This window comes from Flavobacterium sp. RHBU_3 (assembly GCF_046613565.1).
Lineage (GTDB): Bacteria > Bacteroidota > Bacteroidia > Flavobacteriales > Flavobacteriaceae > Flavobacterium.
This window is the reverse complement of the sequence record NZ_JBKJHC010000001.1, coordinates 148766-173023: the sequence shown is the minus strand read 5'-3', so window position 1 is coordinate 173023 and position 24258 is coordinate 148766. Positions and strand designations below refer to the sequence as shown.

Genomic DNA, 24258 nt, shown 5'->3' with positions numbered 1-24258 from the left:
CACAGGCAACTTTAAACCTGAAACCTGAAACTTTAAACTACAAAGAGAAGCTTTCCCCACAGCCACAAGTCCTTGCAGCATTCGGGTTGTTAAAAACAAAGCCTTTGCCGTTTAGGCCGCCGCTAAACTCAAGTGTAGTACCGGCAAGGTACAGTACGCTTTTTTTATCTACAGCTATCTTTACGCCATTGTCTTCAAACACTTTATCATTTTCGCTAAGCGCGTTGTCAAATTTAAGTTCGTATGACAAACCTGAACATCCACCGCTCTTTACGCCTACTCTTATATAATCAGTAGCTGCGTTAAAGCCGTCATCCTCCATAAGCATGATGGCCCTCTTCTTTGCTGAATCAGAAACTTTTATCATATCCTAAAAACGTATATTTAGTCTAAATTATGCTGCAAAGATATGCCAAAAAGTTCGCTTTATAAAATCCTGCTATTTTATTGACAAATATTAGTATAGAAGAAGTTTATGGCAACTAACCTATTAACATTTTTACATACTTTTGATGAAACTATAAACCAATCGTATTGAAAAACACATTTCTGATAATCTGCCTTATTACCACTATATTTTGCTATAGCCAGAAGCTTATTTCCGGGTCTTACGATATGGACCTGAAAGTAGCATACAATCCAGATTCCAAAAAAATAACAGGGTATTTTGAAAGCTATACCGGAGACGATGGCGGCACCCCTATGTTTTCGTGTATCTTTTATCTCGAGGGAACACTACTGACCGATACTGCTAAGGTGATTACCTTTTACCCCGAAGAAAAAGTAAAAGATACCATTTCGGGTTACATTTATATACAAGACAACAAAAACATAACCATTAAACTGAATGATGATCATGGCGGATGCTGGAACGTACAGCATTTTAAGGATGAGCCTGTGGAATTTAGTCTCTTAGAAAAACAGGATTATATCCAGATTCGTTTTGCTGATAAAGACAAAGTTTATTTTTACGACACTCCCTCAGAAGCCAAACGTCGCAGGGCGTATGTTATAAAAGGCAACATACTGTATGTTGAAAAGCTTGAAAACGGATGGGCGCTATGCACCTATTTCGGCAGAAAACCGGTAACGGGATGGATCAAAACCAGTGATCTAAATCAGTTGTGAAGAACTTATATCAAAAAAAATGCAACCAAATACAAAACAGGAATTAGCTACTTTTTTAGCTACAAACTTCCACAAACTAAGGCTACATAAACCCTTATTTTACAATGCTGAGTTTGGCCTGCGGTTTGATCTCCAGCATGGAGAAACATTCACCGACGCCTATTTTAAAGAATGCATCTACAGGGCTTCCACAATATACAATACCGCATTCGAGCCTTCTGATGAAGTTATACTTGTAGTATCGCGATGTAAACTCCCCAGGCGAAAAATCAAGTCAACAAATTACGTATTTCAACAAATTAACGGTTTCGAAAAAAGCAATCTCGCTTACACCACCATCCGAAATGTATATTTTCACGGCGCCGACAGAAACCTGGCAGCAATAAAAGCAAGAGCAAGAGATCTAAATGCGGAAAATATTTTCACGGCAATAGCCCATACCGATTACCCACTAAAAGTACCTCAACTTGCTAACAACAGGTACGAAGACACCGAAGTGTATTTTATAAACACATCTAAACATATTATCTTAAACATGTACGATGACTGTGGACTCGACATTATTTCGCCCAACAAGGAACTTCTTGAAAGAATATACAACAAACACAAGAACTGGATATTAGACTACGATAAAGAAAAGATAGCAGTACAATTTGCACAATAGCAACCTCTCACCTTTCATCAAAACCTCATCATTCACAACAAAACAACCTTAAAAACATCTTAATTTAAGGAATATGCAATGTTATGGCATTGTAATTGTTTACCTTTGCAAAAAATTTTAGTTCCACCATGGACGAATACCGACAGGAAATACAAGTATTAACCCTGCAGGGATAGCGCAACAGCTTTTCCCTGTAACTAAATTATTGAGGGAAAAGCACAATGGTTACCTTTTACACCAAAGACAACTACGGCCTTACTACATGTAAAACCAAGAACAACTCTATCTGGATTAGCGCCGTAAACCCAACTGAAGCCGAAAAAAACTACCTTTTAGACGAACTAAAGGTACCCGAGGCATTTTATAACGACATTGAAGATATAGACGAACGCCCCCGCATAGAGCTGGAAGACGGCTGGTGCCTTATTATACTCCGCATGCCCATAAAGCATAACGACGAGCGCCTGCCTTACACTACGGCACCACTGGGTGTGATTTTTAAGGAGAATGTATTTGTATCAGTATGCTTTACGCAAAACGATATGCTGGCCGATTTTATACAGTATTCGCAAAAGAAACGCATAGTACCAAATGGGCCTATGGAGCTGGTGCTTCGATTGCTGCTATCCAGCAGTATATGGTTCCAGAAATACCTGAAACAGATAAACCTGCTTATAAAACACGCTGAGGATAACCTGGAAAAATCCATTCGAAACGAAGACTTACAGGCATTGCTGCAAATAGAAAAGTGTTTGGTGTATTTTATTACTTCGCTAAAGGGTAATGAAGTACTGTTTTACCGCATACGCAACCTAAAAGCCTACCGCGACGGCTACGACCCTGACCTGATTGAAGACGTAGAGATAGAGCTGCGGCAGGCACAGGACACTACTAACATATACAGCGATATCCTTACCGGCACCATGGATGCCTACGCCAGCGTGATTTCTAACAACCTGAATGTGATTATGAAACGGCTTACCTCCATTTCCATAATCCTTATGATACCCACGCTTATAGCCAGTTTTTACGGCATGAATGTACCAAACAGCCTACAGGGCAACCCTAATGGGTTATGGCTTATAGCGCTGGTATCGTTCCTTATTTCAGCTGTGGGAGTACTGCTCTTTAAACGCAACAACCTGTTTTAATACAAGGCGGATTGTTATTTCAGTTCTATCCATACCGGTGCGTGGTCGCTGGTTTTTTCCCAGCCACGCACCTGCCTGTCTACCCCGGCATCCTTTAGCATGGGCAGTGCTTCATTACTTAGTAAAAAGTGGTCTATGCGTAGTCCGGCATTGCGCCCGTATGCGTTTCGGAAATAATCCCAATAGGTATAAATGGTATCATCTGGGTACAACCTGCGCAATGCATCCTTCCACCCCTGAACCATAAGGTTGCTGAAAGCCTCACGTGTTTCCGGGCGAAATAACGCATCGTCTACCCAGCGTTCGGGCTTATAGGCATCTTTTTCGGTAGGTATCACATTATAATCGCCCGCCATAACCACCGGGATTTTTAAATCGAGTAACTGCTGCGCCCTTACCGCCAACCTGGCAAACCATTGCAGCTTATAGTCAAACTTTGGCCCCGGTGCGGGGTTGCCATTGGGCAGGTACAGGCACACGATAAGCACGTTATTCACCATAGCTTCCATGTAGCGGCTTTGCCCGTCTTCGGGGTCGCCGGGTAGTTCGCGGCTCACTTCCTGTATTTCATAACCGCGAGACAGTATAGCCACACCGTTCCAGCTTTTTTGCCCAAGCCAAATGGCGTTGTAGCCAGCGGCGTTTATGGCCTCAACCGGAAACTTTTCATCGGGTGCTTTCAGTTCCTGCAGGCACACCACATCGGGTTTGGTTTCTTCAAGCCAGCGCAGCAATACCGGCAGGTGACCGTTTACCCCGTTTATGTTATAAGTGGCTATTCTCATGGTTTTCTGTTTAGCATGAAGTTACAAAATATCAGCTGATACCCATAAATTAAAAAAAGCGTATTTTTGCCCTACAAAAAACAAAAGGGAGTTACATAAACCCTTTAAAAACAGAAACTAAACAAATGAAAGCATACGTTTTTCCGGGCCAGGGTGCCCAGTTTACCGGTATGGGCAAGGACCTGTACGAAGGTTCGGCTGAAGCAAAGGAACTTTTTGAAAAAGCAAACGACATCCTTGGTTTCCGTATTACCGACATTATGTTTGAAGGCACTGCCGAAGAGCTGAAAGAAACCCGCGTTACCCAGCCTGCCGTATTTTTACATTCGGTTATTAAAGCAAAAACCCTTGGTAGCAGCTTTACGCCCGATATGGTTGCCGGTCATTCGCTGGGCGAATTCAGCGCACTGGTTGCTGCCGGAGCCCTTACTTTTGAAGACGGCCTGAAACTGGTAAGCCAGCGCGCCCTTGCTATGCAAAAGGCTTGCGAAATTACGCCAAGCACCATGGCTGCTGTTCTGGGCCTTGAAGATAAAATTGTGGAAGATGTATGTGCTTCTATAGACGGTGTAGTGGTTGCGGCCAACTATAACTGCCCGGGCCAGCTGGTAATAAGCGGCGAAACCAAAGCCGTAGAGGCTGCCTGCGAAGCCATGAAAGCTGCCGGTGCCAAGCGTGCCCTGATACTGCCTGTAGGTGGTGCATTCCACAGCCCGATGATGGAACCTGCACGCGAAGAGCTTGCTGCTGCCATAGAGGCAACTACTTTTGCTAACCCGGTATGCCCGGTATACCAAAACGTACCTGCCACTGCGGTTACTGATGCCGAAGAAATTAAAAAGAACCTTATCATACAACTTACTGCCCCGGTTAAATGGACGCAAAGCGTACAGAACATGATAGCCGATGGCGCTGCTTTGTTTACCGAAGTGGGCCCGGGTAATGTACTGCAAGGCCTTGTAAAGAAAATAAACAAAGAAGTAGAGACCGCGCAGGGGTAATTCTATTTCAGACTTAAGATTGTAGATTTCAGATTGAGCTTCACTCAAAATGGGAGCTACCATTACACATAAAAGTCCCGCTATGTTTTCATGGCGGGATTTCTTGTTTTTTGATGTTACCATAACATTACCAAAGCAACCTTTGTTGTATTCTTGTATCTTCATAGAAAACCAATCGATATGAAAAAGTCTGCCTTACTACTTTTACCCATAATTTTACTGCTTACATCGTGCGCTACGGTATTTAACCGAAAGGAATACAACATTAAGCTTACAAGTAAACAGCCCAACCTAAAAGTAAAAGTAAACGACAGCGTATATACACTACCGGCCAAAGTAAAGGTACAGCGCAGCAAACAGGATTTACCCATAACCGTTATAAGCGATTCTGTAACAAAACAGGCTGTTGTAGAGTACGCCATGTCGCCCGTATTCTTTTACGGGAACTTAGGCGCATTTGAGTTTTGTCCCATACCCTATGGCATAGACCTGCTTACCCAAAAGCGGTTTTATTACGGCAAAAAACTGGTATTAGACGACACCACATCGGTATACAAGCCATCGGTGTTTAACCCGTATAAAAAATACTTCGGGAAGACATTTTATGGCGAAAAGGGCCAACTGAATTTTATAGCAGGCATGCCTTATGGCAATTTGTTTTATATGCAGCCCCGAAACATAGGACCCAAAACAATGGGCGGCTTTTTCGGATTGATGGTGGGTGCCGAGTATTACTACACACCCCGTAAGTTTTTACAACTTACCGCTTCTATTTCCCTTGATGTTTTTGCACCCGTACCTGTGGGGGTAGATTATTTTGGCGATTACGAGAGGATGCGTTCGCGCTACTTTACGCTAACCAATAACTATATTACCAAACGCATGATATTTGGTTACGGTATTAATTACAGTATATACAGTTGGGAACTCGTAAGCCCTGATTACGGAGAGATTCCGTTTGCACCGGCACCCTCTAAAAAGAACAGCCACGCCTTTGGTACCAGCCTGAGCATCCACCACCAGGTAGCCAACTATTTTAGTGTAGGCGTCACCTACAACCCCACTTTTTACAGTGTATTCCCTAAACAAGAATGGCTGTACCAGCACACCATAAGCTTTGAGGCTATTTTCAGGCTACCGGCAAACAAAAAGTTTAAATTCAGGTGGAAGTAGGTAGTGCGTACTCTCCCTTTTTAACATCTGCACCTCTGGATAATCAGCCTTGCCGCAACGTTAAGAACACGAAAGATAGCTTTGCTTCTGAATAAAACTGTTTAGTAATTTTTGAGTTCATCGCTCAAATCTCTAGCAAATTCATCTAAACTCACAACAAAACCGGATTTTCCATTTTTAGGGAAAACATTTATTAAATAATTCTGAGAAGCGATAAAATCAAAAAGTTCATCTTCCAAATCATCCAATGTTAGTTTTTTCGAAACACATTTTTCCCACCCATTAGATAAGTTCGAATCTATATATTCCGGCTTCGGCCAAAATGAAATCGTTACATTATCATCAATGTCTGATAATGCATAACTTCCATCAATATATGTTATAGTCCATAACTCTTCAAAATCAGCAACCTTTTTAATAAAATATTTATACCTATCAAATGCAGTTAACTTTATAATATTATCATATTCATTTGAATTCATAAACTAGTTAGGATTTTTTTTCTTTTTCAGTTATTATGAGATTTGTGTTGCCTTTGTTATCAAATATAACATTTCGGTACTGTATGTATTTCAGACTATTAAGGCATCTTTTTGTAAAAGCCCCTAATCTGAAACATTACTAGAGAATACTAATTTATCGAGTATAAGTCTTTCATAATCATTTTTCCCAAAAAGGAGGAGGATTATTTATCTCTCCCATAATTATTACAAAAGCTAGAAATCCAAATATAGAAACAATGATATATGCCACTGCAAGCGGTATTAATCTAACTTGTTTATTTCTCTTTGAGTGCAACTCATCTTCGATTTGAGCTATAGTAATAAATTTACTGTATCTGATTACAGTTAACAACATTACTGGCAAAGAAATAAATAATGAATTCCATTTATTACCAAAAAACAGAATATCATTAAACTCTTCTATTAAAATTAATATTATAATAATATTGCAAGACAAACATAAAGATGTTAAAACCTGTCCTGAAAATTCATTCAAATCTTTCTCATACTTGCTATAAAATTTATAACAAGTATAATAGACTATGTCTATAAAATAAATTCTATTATTCATCAGTTGCTTCTTGAATATCTCCTTGCAGCTCTGCGCAATGCGCGGCATGTACGGTTTCAGCTTTCTTAAGGCTGAACCTTCATAATCGTTGTACTTATACTTACCCACAAACCTACACTCCCTTAACCGGAAGTAGCCATTTCACACTCCTCCCCTTCTACATCCACCTCTATGGTGTAATACGTAAAAGGATGCTGTTTCAGTATGTTTTTTACGCCGCGTTTTATGGCTATCAGCTCTTCAAAGGTATCTACACCCTGGGTTTGTATGTGTGCCGTGTATACATGGTGTTCACCCTCCAGCGACCAGATGTTTATATGGTGCATCCCTACGACATTGGGTAGTTGCAGTATTTCATTGCGTATGGCTTCTGCATCTATATCGGCGGGTGCGCCCTGTAGCAGTATTATCATGGTTTCCTTTAGCCTTCCTATAACATTGTACAGTATAAACAGCGTTATACAAAGCGACAGTACCGGATCGAGCCACGGGGCATCGGTAAACATCATTACTATAGATACTATAAGTACCGCAACCCAGCCCAGCACATCTTCTATAAGGTGCCAGCTTACTACACGCTCGTTCATAGAGGTGCCACCCATAAGCCTGAAGGCCGCATAGCCGTTTACCGCTATGCCCAGCAGGGCAAAATACAGCATACCCCTGGCATCGGCTTGTTCGGGGTGCATTAGCCTGCTTACAGCCTCATACAACACAAATCCTGAACCCAGTATAAGAATCACACTGTTTATAAGCGCGCCCAGCAGGCTGAAACGACTGTAGCCAAAGGTAAACTTAGCATCGGCTTTTTGTTTGGATTTATTGTGCAGGTACCACGACAACCCCAGCGACAGGCTGTCGCCCATATCGTGCAGCGCATCTGAAAGTATGGATACACTGTTTACATAAAAGCCGCCTACCAGTTCAAGCATGGTAAACACCAGATTAAGGAAAAAGGCTGCCTTTATATTTTTTGCCGATGTATGGTGGGCGTGGTCGTGCGTGTGATGATGTGAATGGCTTTGAGACATTATACTACCCGGTTTTGTTCTTAAAGGTACAAAGGAAAAACCTTTGCCTAAGCAAACAAAGCATTAAATGTTACGTGTGTGTTAGTTTAATGCAAACGGGGCACTAAGCCTGAAGGTAGGCACAATAACTTTAAAAGTACGTGTGGTGGTAAAGTTTACCATACTGAAATACCCCCTCATGGCCCCAAAAGGAGATGATAACAAACAGCCGCTGCTATAGGTATGCTTTTCGCCGGGTTTAAGTACGGGCTTTTTGCCTATTACACCTTCGCCATCTACAATTTCAAGATCGTTAAGGGAATCGTAGATTTCCCAGTGGCGGGTATTTAGCTGAACGGAGTCTTTGCTTTGGTTCTCTATAGTAACCTGGTAACTAAAAGCAAACTGTATCCTGTAGTTCTTGAAGTAAGTACCTTCAAAACTGGTAGAAACAGAAATTTTTATGCCTCGTGTAATTTGTGTTACCATAGTCTTATAAACTAATGCTAAATGGTTAGTACAAAGATAGCAATTTATATATACGCAAACTAACCAACCCTTATTAAATTACCACCAACAGAGTTTTAACTCTTTGTTTTTTAGTTGATAATATCCTGAGAATTTGCTGTACCATGACCTATAACGCGGTCATAGCGTTCGTTGTTCTGGCGGTAGTACACAAAAATGTCGTACTGGTTTTCTGTTTGGTAATAATTCCCATCGGGCGCATCGGCACCGTCTATAGAACCATCTTTATTGGTCAATATGTACATGTAATTCGTAAAGCCCTGTTTTATCATTATGGCTTTCTCGTATACGTTGTCTTTTTCGTTATAGTCCAGCTTGTACTCGTCTGTTTTGGCGTAGTTGTTAAACATACCGCCTACGTATACCGCTTTCTTGTCAAACAGCAACGGGGCACTCAGCTTAAAGTACACCCAGCTGTAATCGCTTTCCAGGTTGTTATCGCTTACGCTAAGATTAGTGTTCTTAATTACAAAATTGCCGTTTACATCGGGATAGTTGGTGTAGGGCTTTGTACCGCGCGCCTCGGTAGGATACAGTATGGTATTGTATATTTCGCCCGATGTTACCTTCAGTACATTCCCCACAGGGTTACGTATACTCTTGTTTTCAAAATACCAGTACTCATTTCCGCCCCAAAACTGGGTTTCTTTGTTGTACTTGTATATAAGGTCGTTACCTATGGTGTACTGTGGCTTTATGTTAAAGATAGCATTATCAAAACGCCCGTTTTGGAACAGCGCCACCTTTACATTGGTAAGCGGGCTCTGGAACATTATCGACTCACTTTTTACAGCAAAATCAAGGTTTTGGGTCTGCTGAATGTTTTGCATATCGCGCCCGCGCTTAACCTGTAGCGGCACACTTACCGTTTCCTGGTACACTATAAACCTACGGGTAAACACCACCTCGCGGTCTTCGTTCAGTATACTAAGAATGTAGTTACCGGTAAGGAGTATGCGGGTAAACTTATTAGGGAAACTCAGTTCGTACCTGCTGTATATCTGCAATGTATTAAACGAGTTACTGTAGGTTTGTATACGCTGGTTATCAAATCCCTGAATGTAGTCATTAGTAGTCAGCTGGCTGCTGGGTGTCCAGTCATAATTACAATGCTGTATTGTATAGTAGTAGTTTGCCTCATTGCCAAACAAATCATCAAAATATAAAGTAAAGGTATCACCCAGCTTAAAGTACGGGAATACATTTTCACTGTTTTGTACAAACGATACGGTTTTTATGTTGTAAGGCGGAGCTATTTCCTGCTGCACCTGCGCACTAACCGTTAAAGATAAAAAAAAGTAAGATAATAGCCGCAATTCTGCCTTTAGGCTGTATCATGTTGTGTTTTATTTAGATAATCAACGTAAAGATAACAATAATAGTATTAACGCCTTCGTTTAAGATACGTTAACAAGCAATTAAAACTTTTTTTGTAGTTTTAAGCAACAAAACCAATTCAATTTACAACTCATGAAAAAAATTTCCCTCTGGCTGCTTCTGGCAGTCCCGGTGCTATCCATTGCACAGGACCTGAACCAACCCATCCCGCTTGACCCATCGGTACGTACCGGAACACTGAAAAACGGACTTACGTATTACATTAAGAAAAATGCAAAACCCGAAAACAAAGTAGACCTGCGCCTGGTGGTAAACGCCGGTTCCCTTATGGAAGACGACGACCAGCAGGGACTTGCCCACTTTATGGAGCACATGAACTTTAACGGCACCAAGCGTTTCCCGAAAAACAAGCTGGTAGACTACCTGCAAAGCATAGGAGTAAAATTTGGCCAGCACCTTAATGCTTACACCAGCTTTGACGAAACAGTGTATTTTTTGCCCATCCCGTCAGACGATGCCGAGAAACTGGAAAAAGGTTTTCAGATACTGGAAGACTGGGCGTTTAACGCGGTGCTTACCCCCGAAGAAATAGACAAAGAACGCGGTGTGGTACTGGAAGAATACCGCCTGGGCCTGGGTGCCAGCGACCGCATGTCGAAACGTTTTTTACCTAAAATGCTGTACCAGTCGCACTATGCCGAGCGCCTGCCTATAGGTAAAAAGGACATCCTGGAAAACTTTAAGCACGAAACCCTTATCCGTTTTTACAAAGACTGGTACAGACCCGACCTGATGGCGGTGATCGTAGTAGGCGATATTGATGTAGACGCCATGGAAAAAAAGATAAAAACCCACTTTGAAAGCTACAAAAACCCTAAAAAAGAACGCCCACGCCTTAAATACGATCTTCCTAACCACGAGGAAACCTTTGTGTGCATAGAAACCGACAAAGAAGCATCTAACTCAGATGTGCGGGTGTACTATAAAGACAAAGGCAAAGAAAAGCCTACTGTTACTTTAGCTGACTACAGAAGAAACCGGATAGAAGACCTGTACACAACAATGATAAACAACAGGCTACAGGAGCTTACTAACGATGCTAACCCTCCGTTTATGTTTGGGTACAGCTATCATGGTGGCGGTTGGGTACGCGAAAAAGAGCAATACCAGTCGTTTGCCATAACACCCGAAACAAAACAGCTTGATGCCCTAAAGGCGCTTATTTATGAAAACCTGAGGGTTAAAAAATATGGATTTGGCCAGGGCGAGTTAGACCGTGCCAAAGAAGAGATACTTTCTTACGCCGAAAAAGCATATAACGAACGCGACAAAACCGAATCATCAAGCTTTGTAGGCAGGTACCAGTCGTTTTATCTAGAAAAATACCCTGTGCCATCGGAAGAGTGGTCATTTGAAACCCAGAAAGCCCTGCTGCCGGGCATTACGCTAAGCGAGGTTAACGCACTTATTTCGGGCTTTATTCACAACGATAACCGCGTTATTGTAATGACCGGCCCCGAAAAAGACGACCTGAAAAAACCTACCGAGGCAGAAGTATTGGCAGTAATAAACGCAACTGACGCCGATATAAAACCTTATGTAGACACCGAAGTAGCCAAATCACTTTTAAAAGCCGAGCCTAAACCGGGCAGCATTACAAAAAGGGAGAAAAATGAAAAGCTGGGTACAGTAACCCTAACCCTGAGCAATGGGGCTAAGGTAACCTACAAAAAAACCGACTTTAAAAACGAGGAGATACTAATGCAGGCTACCAGCCGTGGCGGAACCGACCTGTATAGCCCCGAAGTATACAAAAAAATATACTTAGCCATGTACGCCCTGGACGAAGCCGGTTTTTCGGGACTGAAGAAAAATGATATTACTAAGTTCCTTAACGGTAAAATAGTATCGGTATTCCCTTATGTATCTGATGTATCTGAAGGAATGCAGGGTAATACAACCCCAAAAGACCTGGAATACCTGATGCAAATGGTATATGCGTATTTTACCGATTTAAATTACGACCCGCAGGCGCTTGAAATTCACAAGCAAAAGCAGTCGGCATTTATGGACAACATGCTACGCGACCCTAACTACTTTTTTATGAGCGAAATTTCAGCCATAAAAAGCAAAGGGAATCCACGTTATTTTGGCATGATACCTACCGAAAAAGACTGGGCAGGCATTGACTACAAAACAGCTTATAATGTATTTAAAGAGCGTTTTGCCAATGCTGCCGACTTTGAGTTCTTCTTTGTAGGAAATATAGATGAGGCCAAATTTGAAACACTGGTAGACAAATACCTGGCATCATTACCTGCCACCAATGCGGCTAAGGAAAAAGTTGTGGATGTAGGCTTCAGGCCGGCAAAGCCCGACCTGAAAAAGATAGTTAATAAAGGTACTGACCCTAAAAGTTCTGTTCGTATTAGCTATTACGGAGAAGCTACTTACAACGAAAAAGAAGCGCGTGCACTAAATGCACTGGGCGAAATACTTACCATAAAGCTTATAGAACAGCTTAGGGAAACCGAAAGCGGTGTTTACGGTATAAGTGCCAGTGGCTCTATGTCTAAGGTTCCTTATGGCTCTTATAATTTTGACATCCGTTTTCCATGCGGACCGGAGAATGCCGAGAAGCTTACACAAAGCGCACTAAACGAATTGCAGAAAATTGTAACCAACGGCCCTGAAGCAAAAGACCTTGCCAAATACAAGGAAGCCGAACTGCTGGAGTACAAAAAGAACCTTAAGGAAAACAGGTTCTGGCTAAGGGGATTAACCAATGCCTACTCTATGGAGAGCAACCCGGAAGCACTGCTTAAAAAAGAAGAAGCTATAAACGCACTAACTGCCAAAGAAGTGCAGGATGTGGCTAAAAAGTACATTACCACTAACAAGCTTATAGCCATACTAATGCCAGAAGAGGCAAAATAACCCATAAAGCACTATTTATACAGAAGCCGCCTGAGAATACTTACTCAGGTGGCTTTGCTTTTTTTACATGGTTGTAGTTTATGGTTCATTGTTTTCCTGCCATGGATACAGATAAAAAAATCCCGCCGAAGCGGGATTCTATATATAAAAAGCAAGAATACTTAATTACTCTGTAACAGCAGCTTTAATACGGCGTAGTGCCTCTACAAGCTGGTCATCGGCAGCAGCGTAAGAGAAACGGATACAGTTAGCGTTACCAAACGCATCGCCGGTTACCGTAGCTACAGCAGCATGCTCTAATAGGAACATAGAGAAGTCCTCTGCATTTTTAATTTCCATGTCTTTTAGTGTTTTGCCAAAGTAAGCAGACACATCCGGGAACACATAGAAAGCCCCCTCAGGAACGTTAATCTTAAAGCCCGGAATCTCTTTTACAAGACCTACCACAAGATCACGGCGGCGGTGGAATGCCTCTACCATGTCTTTAAGCACACTTGGGTCAGCCTGAAGCGCGGTAATGGTAGCACGCTGTGCAATACTGTTAGCACCGCTGGTTACCTGGCCCTGCATTTTTGTACACGCCTTAGCTATGAACTCAGGAGCGCCTATGTAGCCTATCCTCCAACCGGTCATGGCAAATGCCTTAGCCACACCGTTTACGGTAATGGTACGGTCAAACATACCCGGAATGGTGCCTATGCTGCAGAAGTTACCGCTAAAGTTAATGTGCTCGTATATTTCGTCACTCACTATGTAAATGTTCGGGTATTTTTCCAATACCTGTGCAATAGCCGTAAGCTCCTCGCGGTTGTATACGCTACCGCTTGGGTTACATGGCGAACTGAACATGATCAGTTTTGTTTTTGGTGTAATGGCAGCTTCCAGTTGCTCCGGCGTAATTTTAAAATCACTCTCTACCGAAGTAGGTACTTCAACCGGGGTAGCCTCTGCCATTTTAACCATTTCGGCATAGCTTACCCAGTACGGTGCAGGCAGTATGGCCTCATCACCCGGGTTAAGCATTACCTGGCATACGTTGTAAAGCGACTGCTTAGCGCCTGTAGAAACTACGATGTTAGCCGGCTTGTACTCCAGGCCGTTATCGCGTTTAAATTTATGCACAATAGCATCCTTAAGGTCGGCATAACCGTCTACCGGAGGGTACGTGCTGTAGTTATCTTTAATAGCCTGAATAGCGGCTTCTTTAATAAATTCAGGGGTGTTAAAATCGGGTTCGCCAAGGCTAAGGCTTATAATGTCTATACCCTGTGCTTTTAGTTCCCTTGCTTTTGCGGCCATTGCCAGCGTTTGCGATGTAGATAAGTTGTTAATCCTGTCTGAAAGAACGCTCATTTTATTTCTATTTGTGTGTTTATTAACTCATTTGCTTTATTTGTTCACTATAAAACATCAGTGCAAAGATAACTGCTGAAACAATACCATTAACCATTACAGCACGTTTCATTTGACGCTGATGTTTTCAGTCGTATCCATTTTTTTTAAATTTCAATGCTGTTATACTGATTCCCGTAATTATTAAACCTGCCAGCATTCCACGCATTAACGAAGTAACTACCGGCGCAAAAGGCTCATACATTGACCAGCTTGAAGGCAGGTAATCCCTGTGTAAACTTGACACTATTATTACAAAGCGTTCCATAATCCGGCCTGTATTCATAAGGACAGCGACCACAAAAATCGCTTTACCACTTTTACGCAATTTCTTTAGAAGTACTGTGAAAGGTAGTATACACGAAAAAAATATCGAGAGCCAATATACTAAGGCATAAGGCCCGGTAGCCCTGTTTATAAAATATACGCTGTCTTCTGAAAACATTCCGGCAATGGCAAAAGCTATACCTATAACCCCACTAAGCAGTATCAGTTTCCTGATGAATTCTTTTGAAGTAGCATAAACTTCTTTATCAAAAATATACGAGCATAGTTTTGCGGTTAGCAGCCCCAAAAAAAGGTTATCTCGAATGATAAGGCAATACCACGATATAATTTCTGAAAAGGTTTCCATAACAGCAAACAGGTTGGTTATCAGCCCTGCATCACGGGTGCCAAAGATAAATATTAACTCCGTATGTAAAGGCATTGTTAAGCAGTAATTTCATCACGGAAATGCGTACTTTTGTCAAAAATTTAAACCCATGGAGGAAATTTTACAGTATTTCCCTAACCTTACCGAGACCCAAAAGGCGCAATTTGCCGCACTGGAAGGGCTGTATAAGGACTGGAATGCCAAGATAAACGTGATTAGCCGCAAAGACATAGACGAACTCTACACCCGCCACGTACTGCACTCGCTGGGCATAGCCAAGGTTATGGAGTTTGTACCCGGCGCCAGCGTGCTCGATGTGGGTACCGGTGGTGGCTTTCCGGGTATTCCGCTGGCCATACTGTTTCCTGAAACGAATTTCTACCTGGTAGATGTTATTGCCAAAAAAATAAAGGTGGTACAGGAAGTAGCCGCAGGGCTTGGCCTTAAAAACGTACGCGCCGAACAAAAACGCGCCGAAACCATTGCCGAGGAATTCGACTTTATTGTAAGCCGTGCCGTAACCAATATGCCCGACTTTGTAAAATGGGTACGCGGCAAGGTTAAGAAAGACCAGCAGCACGCCCTGCCAAACGGCATACTGTACCTAAAAGGCGGCGACCTAACCGAAGAGCTTGCCGTGTTCCAGAAGGTAACAATTTATAACCTGCCGGATTATTTTGCAGGTGAGTTTTTTGAGACTAAAAAGGTAGTACACCTTGCCATGAAATATAAATAATGTAGCAATTTTTTAATGTAACAGTGAAACAATGAATCAATGTAACAATGCAATTCCCGTAATTGCTACATTAAACAATTGATTCATTGTTGCATTTACAAGTTGTTGTATTATTTAATCCGTTCTAATACTCCTTTTCGTTTTACAATGTTCTTGTAGTCCCATTGTATGTCGCGGCTTTTTTGCAGCCAGCGTTGCAGGTCGACACTATTAACTTCTTCTACTGAAGTATAGCGCTTTTCGGCAGCCTTAAACTTGCCCTCTACTTGAAGCCCGGGCTCTTCAAAAGTTTGCCCACTCCAAAACAGCAGCCGCACTGAACCTTTCAACTTACTATACCCCGCTACCGGATTGCCATCTAAAAACCATACCGGATGCGCGTGCCAAATTTTGCTCTCTGCTTCGGGGAGCGCCTTGTTTATTTCCTGAAACAAAACTTCGCAAATGGCCTTATCGGCTTCTGCCTGTTTATTGTTATAGTCCTGTATTGTTTCCATATCAGCTGTTTATCGACATGAAGATACAGTTTTCTGTTAAGAAAAATCAAAAAAATACCACACAAAGTTATTTCGTGTAAACATAACTCCTGTTCGTCGACACACCCTGTAGCGTTCATCTAAAAACCGCCCTAACCAGCAGTTTACCGCCGTACATTTGTATAAGAATCAGGGAACAAACCTGACACAAATACGAAGTAAAGTTTTTTTTCATAATTGGTTTTGATTGGTTTTTAAAACGTTCCGTAACTCCAAAAACGGAACGTTTTTCGTTTATATACACCTCCATAAAACTGAAGGCAGAAAACATCACTCCTGTTACACATGTGTTAAAGGAAATCTAAAAACCACGCAGCCTATAACAACTCGCGTAAAGAAAATTACCGTTGACCGAACCAAAAACCTCATCCGTCTAAAATTCACCCACAGGCCGTTTTACCGCCGTACATTTGTATAAGAATCAGGGAACAAACCTAACACAAATAAGAAGTAAAAGTTTTTTCATAATTGGTTTTTGATTGGTTTTTAAAAACGCTCTGTAACTCCAAAAGCAGGGCGTTTTTTTGTGTTTGCTATTGAAAAATCTGGTCAATACCTAAATTCAATCCTACATAAGCGCTCAAATAAGGCTGCTGGCTTGGGAGCAGCCCCCTTGAGTCTGTACCAATAATTATTTGTGTCGCCTTTGAAGTAGCATACTGGAAATAGGTGCGCACAAGTAAAAATCCCTGGGCTTTTTTATAAGTCTGCAGCGAATAGTTCCCATCAGCATCCTGTGTAGGAAACCGATTTACATTATTAATTGCTATTCCTATGGTAGGCTGTAGAAACAGTATACAATTATCAAGGAAGTTAAAGTCTAATGTTCCCCCTATACCGAAATGTGGACTGGTAATATTTATTGTTTGGTGTGTTTCTCTTACAAGGTTACGAATCAACCCCTCTTGTGATGGTGCCGGATGAGTGATGTCTATAGTTACTGTATCGCTTTGAATGGTGTTTACCTTTGTCCCGGTTTCAAATTTTGACCATAATAATTCAAAGTGAGCATGCACGTATAGGTTTGCCGCCCCTTTTTTCCAAATTCTTAACATGGGTTGTGCATACAGGCTGGTGGAAGTAACTTTTGTTGAAGTTGAGTAGCGGTTATACTGCCTTGTGTAAGAATCATTGGGAGCAGCAGCATTGTCAAGAGGGTTGATAAGTACATTCTGTTCGTTAAAATTAACGATACTATCCCGTGTTAAGTAATTCACTTTTAAAATACCCGCATTGATTCCCCACGGATTTACTTTTGTTCCCCTTTCGTTACAGGGCACATAAACATTAAAATGCCCTACATAGTTGGTTTTACTATTGGTGAAATCAAAGTTCAACCCGTTTAAAAAGGTATAACGTGCTTCTTTTACATCAATTTTATTCTTTTTGTTATCACCTTCTTCAAAATCGCTTTCCTGTGGGTTTGTTTTTAAGTGGTCAATTTTAGCCTTAAGCTCATTCCGCTGCTTTACTAAATCAGTAATAGAAGCCAAGGCAGTATCGGCAGCATCTGCACTTTGGGTTTTATTTTCAAGGGCTTTATTTAATACTGTTATTTGAGCATTTAGCGATTCCAGCTGTGTTTCATAAAGTTCTATAAAAGGTGCCGCTTTTTTCTCAAGCGCGTCTTTTTTCTTTGCCTCGTCTTCTGCCTTTACTATTTCTTTGTAATCTTTTTCTTCTGGACTACCTTCAAGTTTACTGATTTTATCACTAAGCTCTTTCTTTTTTTTTGTTAACTCGGAAATGGAAGCTATGAGCTCTTTTAATTCTGCTTCGGTCTTTGTAGTGTCAGAACTCAATTCTGTTTTTTCCGTAATGCTCTTTTCTACAGCAGCCAGTTGAACTTTATAAAGCGCGATGTAAGGTTTTAACTTTTCTTTTAATTCCTTATCTTTCTTGGTTTCTTCTTCTGTTTTCGTTTTTTCAGGGGTCGTAGCCGGTTTATCCTGGCTCCATAAAGGCTGAGATAATAGAACAAACATGATAATAATTAGCTTCTTCATAATATGTGTTTTTTAATTAGCAGGTGTGGGATTATTGACATTAATTGTTGACTTCGGTTGTCCGTTGCCTAATATATTTGTGTTAAAGACCATTTGATCAACTTCACCCTTAGCAAGCCATGAAAACCCAAATGCAAGCAGCATAACGGTTTCAAGCCAGTAGGTTACACTATATTTATCAGTCCATACTAAAAATTCAGGATGCTTTTTACCATAAACAAATATCCCCCCTAAAACCAACATGCAACTAATCATGATAATGCCACACCAAAGATATAACGGGTGTGATTTCATTTCGCCAAAATCATTCGGATCAGCTGTCCTCCTGAAATTAAACATCGACATTAGAGCAAGCGTTAAAAAGAATAGGGCTGCAAAACTATAATGAATGTATCCTGTAATCTCGGTGCTTACAAAAGCACGGAAATTATCCGTAAAACCCACGTCGCCCGATGTAGGACACAATACTACGCCAAGAGCAAAGATACCCGCAGCATTTGCCATAAAGTTATCTCCCGGAATCCACTTAACTTTGTCCTGCGGACGCCTTTCATAACCCTTGTAGCAAAATAAAAATAATGCTACAGCACATAACGCACCTGTAAACACCTCGCCCATAGTAGTGTAGTAAAAATGACTTATAGAAGGCTTTAAGCTTGTCGCAGGAACATAATTACCATTGTACTTAATCCACCGGGTACCTTGGGCAAACTGTATATAGTTGAGTAATGCATTACCTGTCCATAGCACAAAGGGAAGACATATACCTATAAACCCAATGGCACGCCTGATTTTGTGATAAGAAATAACCTGAAACATAATTTGTGCTTTTATAAATTATACATAATTGATTTCAAACACAATAACGCAATTATTTAACATTTTAAAAATAGGTAAAACCCTATTTTTTATACCGCGAAAAAACAAAAAGCCACACTTCAAAAATCAAAGTATGGCTTATATAAACATTTTAGATTAAATTATCCCAAAAAAGGATACCTGTAGTCTGTAGGCGGCACAAACGTTTCTTTAATAGTACGTGGCGATACCCAACGGTACAGGTTCAGTACAGAACCGGCTTTGTCGTTAGTACCACTGGCGCGCGCACCACCAAATGGCTGTTGGCCTACAACGGCGCCCGTAGGCTTATCGTTTATGTAAAAGTTACCCGCAGCGTTTTCAAGCGCTTTTGTAGCTTCCTCTACAGCGTAACGGTCCTGGCTAAAGATAGCCCCTGTTAGTGCATACGGACTTGTAGCATCTACCAGTTTCAAGGTCTCTGCCCACTGTGCATCTTCATAAACATATATGGTAAGTACCGGCCCGAAAAGCTCGGTAGCAAGGGTTTCGTAATTAGGATTTGTGGTAACAATTACCGTAGGCTCTATAAACCAACCTTTTGATTTATCATAACCACCACCGGCTACAATCTCAGCATCCGGGGCAGCTTTGGCAGCATCAATGTATTTAGCAAGTTTATCAAACGAACCTTCGTGGATAACGGCCGAGATAAAGTTGCCCATATCTTCAGGCGAACCCATTTTAAACGACGCAAGGTCTTTTATCAAAAGCTCTTTTACCTTCGGCCAAAGCGATGCAGGAATGTACGCGCGCGATGCTGCCGAACATTTTTGTCCCTGGTATTCAAATGCGCCACGGCTAAGTGCAGTAGCTACCTCGGCAGGGATAGATGATGGGTGCACCATAACAAAGTCTTTACCGCCGGTTTCGCCTACTATGCGTGGGTAAGTTTTGTACTTGCTTATGTTTTGGCCTATCTGTGCCCATAGGTTGTTAAAAATAGCGGTAGAACCGGTAAAGTGAACGCCGGCAAAATCAGGGCTGCTTATTAGGGTTTCGCTAATCATAACCGGGTCGCCATGCACCATGTTGATTACACCCGCAGGTAGCCCGGCAAGTTTAAATACTTCCATAATTACCTGCGCGCTGTATACCTGGCTGGCACTTGGTTTCCATACCACCACATTACCCATAAGGGCAGGTGCAGCAGGCAGGTTACCCGAAATTGCTGTAAAGTTAAACGGCGTTATGGCATACACAAAGCCTTCAAGCGGACGGTACTCCAAACGGTTCCACATCCCTTCAGACGATATAGGTTGCTCAGCATAAATTTGCTGCATAAACTCTACATTAAAACGCAGGAAGTCGATGAACTCACAAGCCGAGTCAATCTCTGCCTGGTGTACGGTTTTTGCCTGGCCTATCATAGTAGCCGCGTTTATCTTGGCGCGGTATGGCCCGGCAAGCAGGTCGGCAGCTTTAAGGAAAATAGCAGCGCGGTGTTCCCAGCTTAGGTTGGCCCATTTTTTACGTGCTTCAAGCGCAGTGCTTATAGCCAGTTCTATGTGTGATTTTTCGGCTTCGTGGTACGTGCCTACTACTTTTTTATGATCAAACGGAGGGTTTATGGTTTTGGTTTTCCCTGTACGGATTTCCTCAGCGCCTATGTAGTTAGGCACATCTACGGTAGTATTGTACATTTGGGCAAAAGCAGCTTGAACCTGCTCTCTTTCCTTAGTACCGGGAGCGTAACTTTTTACGGGTTCGTTTACGGCTTTAGGTACGTTATAAATTCCTTTTGGCATGTTGTTTATTGTTTAAAGTCTCACGTTGTTTTTTGGCAAAATAAATTTTGCAGCACAAAGTTACGAATAACCATCCGAACGGCAAGTGGTATTAGCTACAGCAACTTTCAACAAACTCATGACGAGTGCCAAGCTTTGCGCCTTGGCGCCTTTGCGAGATATATCTAACGCATTTTATAAAGTCCATTACAAAAGCCGAAGGGGATGTTACTGTACCCCATACAGCAACACCCCCTTTTGCAGAAATATATTAACTTAACTAACTTAATTAATGTCGAACCTTACACCCAATGAAAAGTTGTTGTATCCGGCAAAGCTGTGTGTAAACACCTCCTGAAGGTCGTACTTAGCATAGATGCTAAAAGCATCATAACCCACATACGCGCTTAATCCGTATACAAAGTCGTTTACATTATAATCGCCTTTGGTTTTGTTTTTTACTTTGTTGTCGTTTTCATCGTGGTACTTAATAATTTGTTTTTCCTTTACATTAAGTCCGGCATAACCACCTATACCCACACGAAAGCTTTTATACGTAGGGAAATACACCTTGTCGTCTTTCACTTTCTTCTTGGTAAAATCAAACTCCAGGTGGGCAGGCACTACCAGGTTTACATAGCGCAGGCGCGCTACATCTACCTTGCGGCCAAAATCTACCAGCATGGTTTGGTTACCGTCTACGGCAAATACCTTATCACCATCCGGGCGCAGGTTGTTGTACTGTAATGAAAGTCCGTATTTGGCATGCAGCAGGTTATGATCCTTTAGCAGGCGGGTATTCCAGGTAACACCTACTTCGTAAAAATCAGACCTCCATGCAAAGCCATCGGCAGCAGCACCGTCTTTTACCATACGGTTTACACCCAGCGCATACACAAACTGCGAAGTAGTGCGTTTGTATTCGTGCCATTTATTCTCCGTAGAATCGTTTTTTAATTCGTTTCCATCAGTATCATAACTAATTTTTAAACGTTTTGTATGAAAATTCTCGTTTATCTTCCCGTCTACTTTGTCTTTTACCAAGGCAGCCAGTTTTTCTTCCTCTACTCCTACGCGGTTTTCTATGTTGCGGGCCCTTTTTTCGGCGTATTCCCTTTTGCGGTCATCAGCATCATTGGTACTGATTTCATTTTTTTCCAGCAGTAGGTTTACAGCATCTACCTCCACCTTTAGTGAATCCTTCTCTTCCTTAGTGATTTTCTCAATGTTTTCGGAAATTTTTGCAGCTCTTTGGGCAAAGGTTTGTCCGTGCATTTTGGTTGCTACAAAGCATAGCAATGCCATTACATAAAAAGTGATTGCTTTCATGTTTGTTAAATTTTAAAATTTTTGATGATTTGATGATTGAACTATTGCAGGTTGCGTGTGGCTACAGCGCTTTTTACCACATTATAATTTTTCTGTACAGAATTAATTACTTTATTACGGAAACTCTCATCCAGTTCACCCTCTACACTGTTCAGCAGCGCGTTTGAGTTCACTTTCAGCTTCGGTTGGTTTATCGAGGCTGCCACAGCACTGTTATCTTGCGGAGTTTTCCCTTCTACACTGGCCAGTAATGCATTCGGGTCTACTTTAAGTTTGTTTGATGCCGGGGCTACCTGCTCTTTTGGTTGAACCTGTGTTTGCTGAGTATTCTGGGCTATTTCCTGTTTTACCGGGTCTACTTCTGCCGGAGCTACAAGCCCTCCACATGAAAAAGGCACCGGTATTTGTTTCCTTTTACCTTTTGTAACAGCATAAACCGGCTTAGCAGGTGTAGTGGTTGTGGTTTCTACAGCAGGGGTATCATTAGTTGCGGCAGGTGTTGTAGTTTCCGTTGGCTCAGCAGTAACCACCTGTGGCGTATTTCCTGTATTGATAACACCGCTACCGTTATCTTGCCTGTTTAGGAAAAACATCCCAAGACCGATAAGTACTACCACACTTGCCGCCATATACAGCCAGCCTCGGTTGCTCTTTTTCACAGGAATTACTTTTTCCTCCTGCTGCTCGGCTACGGTAAGCATGGCATCGAGCCTGTCCCACGCCATAGGCGACGGCTTTATAGTGCGCCCGTCCAGCTTTTGTTTTATATCCTGTTCCAGTTTATTCGGTTCCATTTACGTAATTCTTTTGTTTGTTAATCTGCTCCTGCAGCATCTTCCTTGCATGGCTCAGCTGGCTTTTGCTCGTTCCTTCACTAATCCCTAGCATCTGCGCTATTTCCTGGTGCTTGTAGCCTTCTATGCAATACAGGTTAAAAATCATTTTATATCCCTCTGGCAGGCTGTCTATCAGGCTTTGTATATCGTCTACCGAAAGATTACTTTCTATATTGTTGTGGGTATCTTCCACATAGTACTCGTCTTCCAGGAAACCCACCTTCTTTTGTGCCCGCAGGTAACTTATACACTCATTTACCATTATCCGCCGTATCCATCCTTCAAAACTGCCTTTGTGTTCAAAGTTCTTCAGGCCGGTAAACACCTTCATAAAAGCAGTAATCATAACATCCTCGGCCAGGTGCAGGTCTTTTATATATTGCCTGCATATTCCCAGCATCTTGGGCGCATGCTTAGAGTAGATGCTGTGCTGGGCATGCCGGTTGTTTTCGGCGGCTTGGCGAATCAGCTCTTTTTCATCGCTATGTAATGCTATTACTTTCAAAGCTCTTATTGGTTACGGTTTCTATTTACAAAGACGAGGCAACTTAAAAAAGGGTTGCATGGGCGTGAAAAAAAATTTCACTTTTTTAAAGATAAAAATAAAAAACGCTGCTAAAACGCAGCGTTACAAACATTTATAATATCAAATTATTTTAGCCAACTCAGGTCAGCTCCCGTATTTACTTCCTCAGGCTCCATACCATGACGGAATAATCTTGCCTGCAGGTCGCCTTTAAGCAGTACTGTGTTTCCGTTTACTTCCAGCCAGCTGCCCTCACGCAATCCCAGCACCGGCTGCGTATTAAACACATGAAATTCCTTAATACGGGTTTCGCGGGTTTCGCCCATATGGGTACTATCCGGTAGCGGATCCAGATAATGCGGATTTAAATTAAACGGCACTGCTCCCAGTGTTTTAAAACTCGGCGGGTATATTATGGGCATATCGTTAGTGGTTTGCATGGTAAGCCCGCAAATGTTGCTGCCTGCGCTACTACCCAAATACGGTACGCCGCGGTCTATGGCGTGCACCAGTGCAGGCATTACACCCGTCTTGTACAACTGGCTCACCAGCAGGAAGGTATTGCCACCTCCGGTAAACACGGCTTGTGCGTCGGTTAACGCTGCTGCCTGATCCTCAAACTCATGGATTCCCCTAACGGTAATGTTTAACTTTGCAAAGAAGTCTGCCGCGCGGGCAGTATAGTCGTCATGGCTAATGCCGCCCGGGCGTGCATACGGTATAAAGATAAGCGAAGTACAACCTGCAAAATGCTGCTGAAGTGTAGGCAAAAGGTATTCTAAATAGCTGCCACCGTGCAATGTGGATGTACTTGCAATAATTAGTTTTTTCATTCGTTTAATTACTTGTAGTGCCGGGTAAAGTTACA

Annotated in this window: 24 protein-coding genes; 7 read left to right on the top strand and 17 right to left on the bottom strand. The window is 42.0% G+C overall.

Annotation, left to right across the window (positions count from 1 at the left end; translation table 11 throughout):
* Positions 1 to 37 precede the first annotated feature (37 nt).
* Positions 38 to 367 (bottom strand): HesB/IscA family protein, encoded by a 330-nt coding sequence (locus ACLI1A_RS00790; protein ID WP_411405070.1) that lies wholly within the window; start codon positions 365 to 367, stop codon positions 38 to 40.
* A 167-nt stretch (positions 368 to 534) separates the two neighbouring features.
* On the opposite strand from ACLI1A_RS00790, the gene ACLI1A_RS00785 reads away from it, so the two are divergent.
* From ACLI1A_RS00785 to ACLI1A_RS00775, 3 genes are all read left to right on the top strand, one after another.
* Positions 535 to 1128: a hypothetical protein gene (locus tag ACLI1A_RS00785; RefSeq protein ID WP_411405068.1), complete on the top strand. Its 594-nt coding sequence runs from the start codon at positions 535 to 537 to the stop codon at positions 1126 to 1128.
* Between the two features lie 19 nt (positions 1129 to 1147).
* A complete protein-coding gene (locus ACLI1A_RS00780) occupies positions 1148 to 1792 on the top strand; it encodes a DUF3885 domain-containing protein (RefSeq protein WP_411405066.1) in 645 nt (214 codons plus the stop codon).
* Positions 1793 to 2013: 221 nt separating this feature from the next.
* A complete protein-coding gene (locus ACLI1A_RS00775) occupies positions 2014 to 2943 on the top strand; it encodes a magnesium transporter CorA family protein (protein WP_411405064.1) in 930 nt (309 codons plus the stop codon).
* A 14-nt stretch (positions 2944 to 2957) separates the two neighbouring features.
* On the opposite strand, the gene xth is transcribed toward ACLI1A_RS00775, so the two are convergent.
* Positions 2958 to 3728, bottom strand: coding sequence for an exodeoxyribonuclease III (gene xth, locus ACLI1A_RS00770; protein ID WP_411405062.1), 771 nt, complete (start codon positions 3726 to 3728; stop codon positions 2958 to 2960).
* Positions 3729 to 3853: 125 nt separating this feature from the next.
* Here xth and fabD point away from each other — a divergent pair, with 125 nt between their 5' ends.
* Complete coding sequence (gene fabD, locus ACLI1A_RS00765; protein WP_411405060.1) at positions 3854 to 4729, top strand: ACP S-malonyltransferase; 876 nt, start codon at positions 3854 to 3856, stop codon at positions 4727 to 4729.
* A 180-nt stretch (positions 4730 to 4909) separates the two neighbouring features.
* Positions 4910 to 5902 (top strand): hypothetical protein, encoded by a 993-nt coding sequence (locus ACLI1A_RS00760; protein ID WP_411405058.1) that lies wholly within the window; start codon positions 4910 to 4912, stop codon positions 5900 to 5902.
* Positions 5903 to 6003: 101 nt separating this feature from the next.
* Here ACLI1A_RS00760 and ACLI1A_RS00755 read toward each other — a convergent pair whose 3' ends face one another.
* The 5 genes from ACLI1A_RS00755 to ACLI1A_RS00735 all read right to left on the bottom strand — a co-directional run bounded on the left by ACLI1A_RS00755 (position 6004) and on the right by ACLI1A_RS00735 (position 9782).
* Positions 6004 to 6384: a DUF2750 domain-containing protein gene (locus tag ACLI1A_RS00755; RefSeq protein ID WP_411405056.1), complete on the bottom strand. Its 381-nt coding sequence runs from the start codon at positions 6382 to 6384 to the stop codon at positions 6004 to 6006.
* A gap of 178 nt (positions 6385 to 6562) precedes the next feature.
* Positions 6563 to 6976 carry a hypothetical protein gene (locus tag ACLI1A_RS00750; RefSeq protein WP_411405054.1) on the bottom strand — a complete coding sequence of 138 codons (414 nt, stop codon included), beginning with the start codon at positions 6974 to 6976 and terminating at the stop codon, positions 6563 to 6565.
* 122 nt (positions 6977 to 7098) lie between these two features.
* The gene (locus ACLI1A_RS00745) at positions 7099 to 8007 is read right to left on the bottom strand and encodes a cation diffusion facilitator family transporter (RefSeq protein ID WP_411405052.1); all 909 of its coding nucleotides are present in this window, start codon (positions 8005 to 8007) and stop codon (positions 7099 to 7101) included.
* Between the two features lie 81 nt (positions 8008 to 8088).
* A complete protein-coding gene (gene apaG, locus ACLI1A_RS00740) occupies positions 8089 to 8475 on the bottom strand; it encodes a Co2+/Mg2+ efflux protein ApaG (protein ID WP_411405050.1) in 387 nt (128 codons plus the stop codon).
* Between the two features lie 110 nt (positions 8476 to 8585).
* Positions 8586 to 9782: a DUF5103 domain-containing protein gene (locus ACLI1A_RS00735; protein WP_411405048.1), complete on the bottom strand. Its 1197-nt coding sequence runs from the start codon at positions 9780 to 9782 to the stop codon at positions 8586 to 8588.
* A gap of 202 nt (positions 9783 to 9984) precedes the next feature.
* Here ACLI1A_RS00735 and ACLI1A_RS00730 point away from each other — a divergent pair, with 202 nt between their 5' ends.
* The gene (locus tag ACLI1A_RS00730; protein WP_411405046.1) at positions 9985 to 12789 is read left to right on the top strand and encodes a M16 family metallopeptidase; all 2805 of its coding nucleotides are present in this window, start codon (positions 9985 to 9987) and stop codon (positions 12787 to 12789) included.
* A 165-nt stretch (positions 12790 to 12954) separates the two neighbouring features.
* On the opposite strand, the gene ACLI1A_RS00725 is transcribed toward ACLI1A_RS00730, so the two are convergent.
* Positions 12955 to 14142: a pyridoxal phosphate-dependent aminotransferase gene (locus tag ACLI1A_RS00725; protein WP_411405044.1), complete on the bottom strand. Its 1188-nt coding sequence runs from the start codon at positions 14140 to 14142 to the stop codon at positions 12955 to 12957.
* Between the two features lie 127 nt (positions 14143 to 14269).
* Positions 14270 to 14890, bottom strand: a complete 621-nt coding sequence (locus tag ACLI1A_RS00720; protein WP_411405042.1) for a hypothetical protein — start codon at positions 14888 to 14890, stop codon at positions 14270 to 14272.
* Positions 14891 to 14945: 55 nt separating this feature from the next.
* On the opposite strand from ACLI1A_RS00720, the gene rsmG reads away from it, so the two are divergent.
* Positions 14946 to 15572 carry a 16S rRNA (guanine(527)-N(7))-methyltransferase RsmG gene (gene rsmG, locus ACLI1A_RS00715; RefSeq protein ID WP_411405040.1) on the top strand — a complete coding sequence of 209 codons (627 nt, stop codon included), beginning with the start codon at positions 14946 to 14948 and terminating at the stop codon, positions 15570 to 15572.
* A 110-nt stretch (positions 15573 to 15682) separates the two neighbouring features.
* Here the strand turns inward: rsmG and ACLI1A_RS00710 are convergent, their stop codons facing one another.
* The 8 genes from ACLI1A_RS00710 to pepE all read right to left on the bottom strand — a co-directional run bounded on the left by ACLI1A_RS00710 (position 15683) and on the right by pepE (position 24223).
* Positions 15683 to 16069, bottom strand: coding sequence for a DUF1801 domain-containing protein (locus tag ACLI1A_RS00710; RefSeq protein WP_411405038.1), 387 nt, complete (start codon positions 16067 to 16069; stop codon positions 15683 to 15685).
* A gap of 572 nt (positions 16070 to 16641) precedes the next feature.
* The gene (locus ACLI1A_RS00705) at positions 16642 to 18114 is read right to left on the bottom strand and encodes a hypothetical protein (RefSeq protein ID WP_411405037.1); all 1473 of its coding nucleotides are present in this window, start codon (positions 18112 to 18114) and stop codon (positions 16642 to 16644) included.
* A gap of 12 nt (positions 18115 to 18126) precedes the next feature.
* A complete protein-coding gene (locus ACLI1A_RS00700; protein WP_411405036.1) occupies positions 18127 to 18933 on the bottom strand; it encodes a hypothetical protein in 807 nt (268 codons plus the stop codon).
* A gap of 161 nt (positions 18934 to 19094) precedes the next feature.
* Positions 19095 to 20720 carry an L-glutamate gamma-semialdehyde dehydrogenase gene (pruA, locus tag ACLI1A_RS00695; protein WP_411405034.1) on the bottom strand — a complete coding sequence of 542 codons (1626 nt, stop codon included), beginning with the start codon at positions 20718 to 20720 and terminating at the stop codon, positions 19095 to 19097.
* A gap of 264 nt (positions 20721 to 20984) precedes the next feature.
* Positions 20985 to 22028, bottom strand: coding sequence for a hypothetical protein (locus tag ACLI1A_RS00690; protein WP_411405032.1), 1044 nt, complete (start codon positions 22026 to 22028; stop codon positions 20985 to 20987).
* 41 nt (positions 22029 to 22069) lie between these two features.
* A complete protein-coding gene (locus tag ACLI1A_RS00685; RefSeq protein WP_411405030.1) occupies positions 22070 to 22822 on the bottom strand; it encodes a hypothetical protein in 753 nt (250 codons plus the stop codon).
* Positions 22809 to 23369, bottom strand: coding sequence for an RNA polymerase sigma factor (locus ACLI1A_RS00680; protein WP_411405028.1), 561 nt, complete (start codon positions 23367 to 23369; stop codon positions 22809 to 22811). The genes ACLI1A_RS00685 and ACLI1A_RS00680 overlap by 14 nt, the downstream gene beginning before the upstream one ends.
* A gap of 146 nt (positions 23370 to 23515) precedes the next feature.
* On the bottom strand, positions 23516 to 24223 hold the full coding sequence (gene pepE, locus ACLI1A_RS00675; RefSeq protein WP_411405026.1) for a dipeptidase PepE: 708 nt from the start codon (positions 24221 to 24223) through the stop codon (positions 23516 to 23518).
* Positions 24224 to 24258 lie beyond the last annotated feature (35 nt).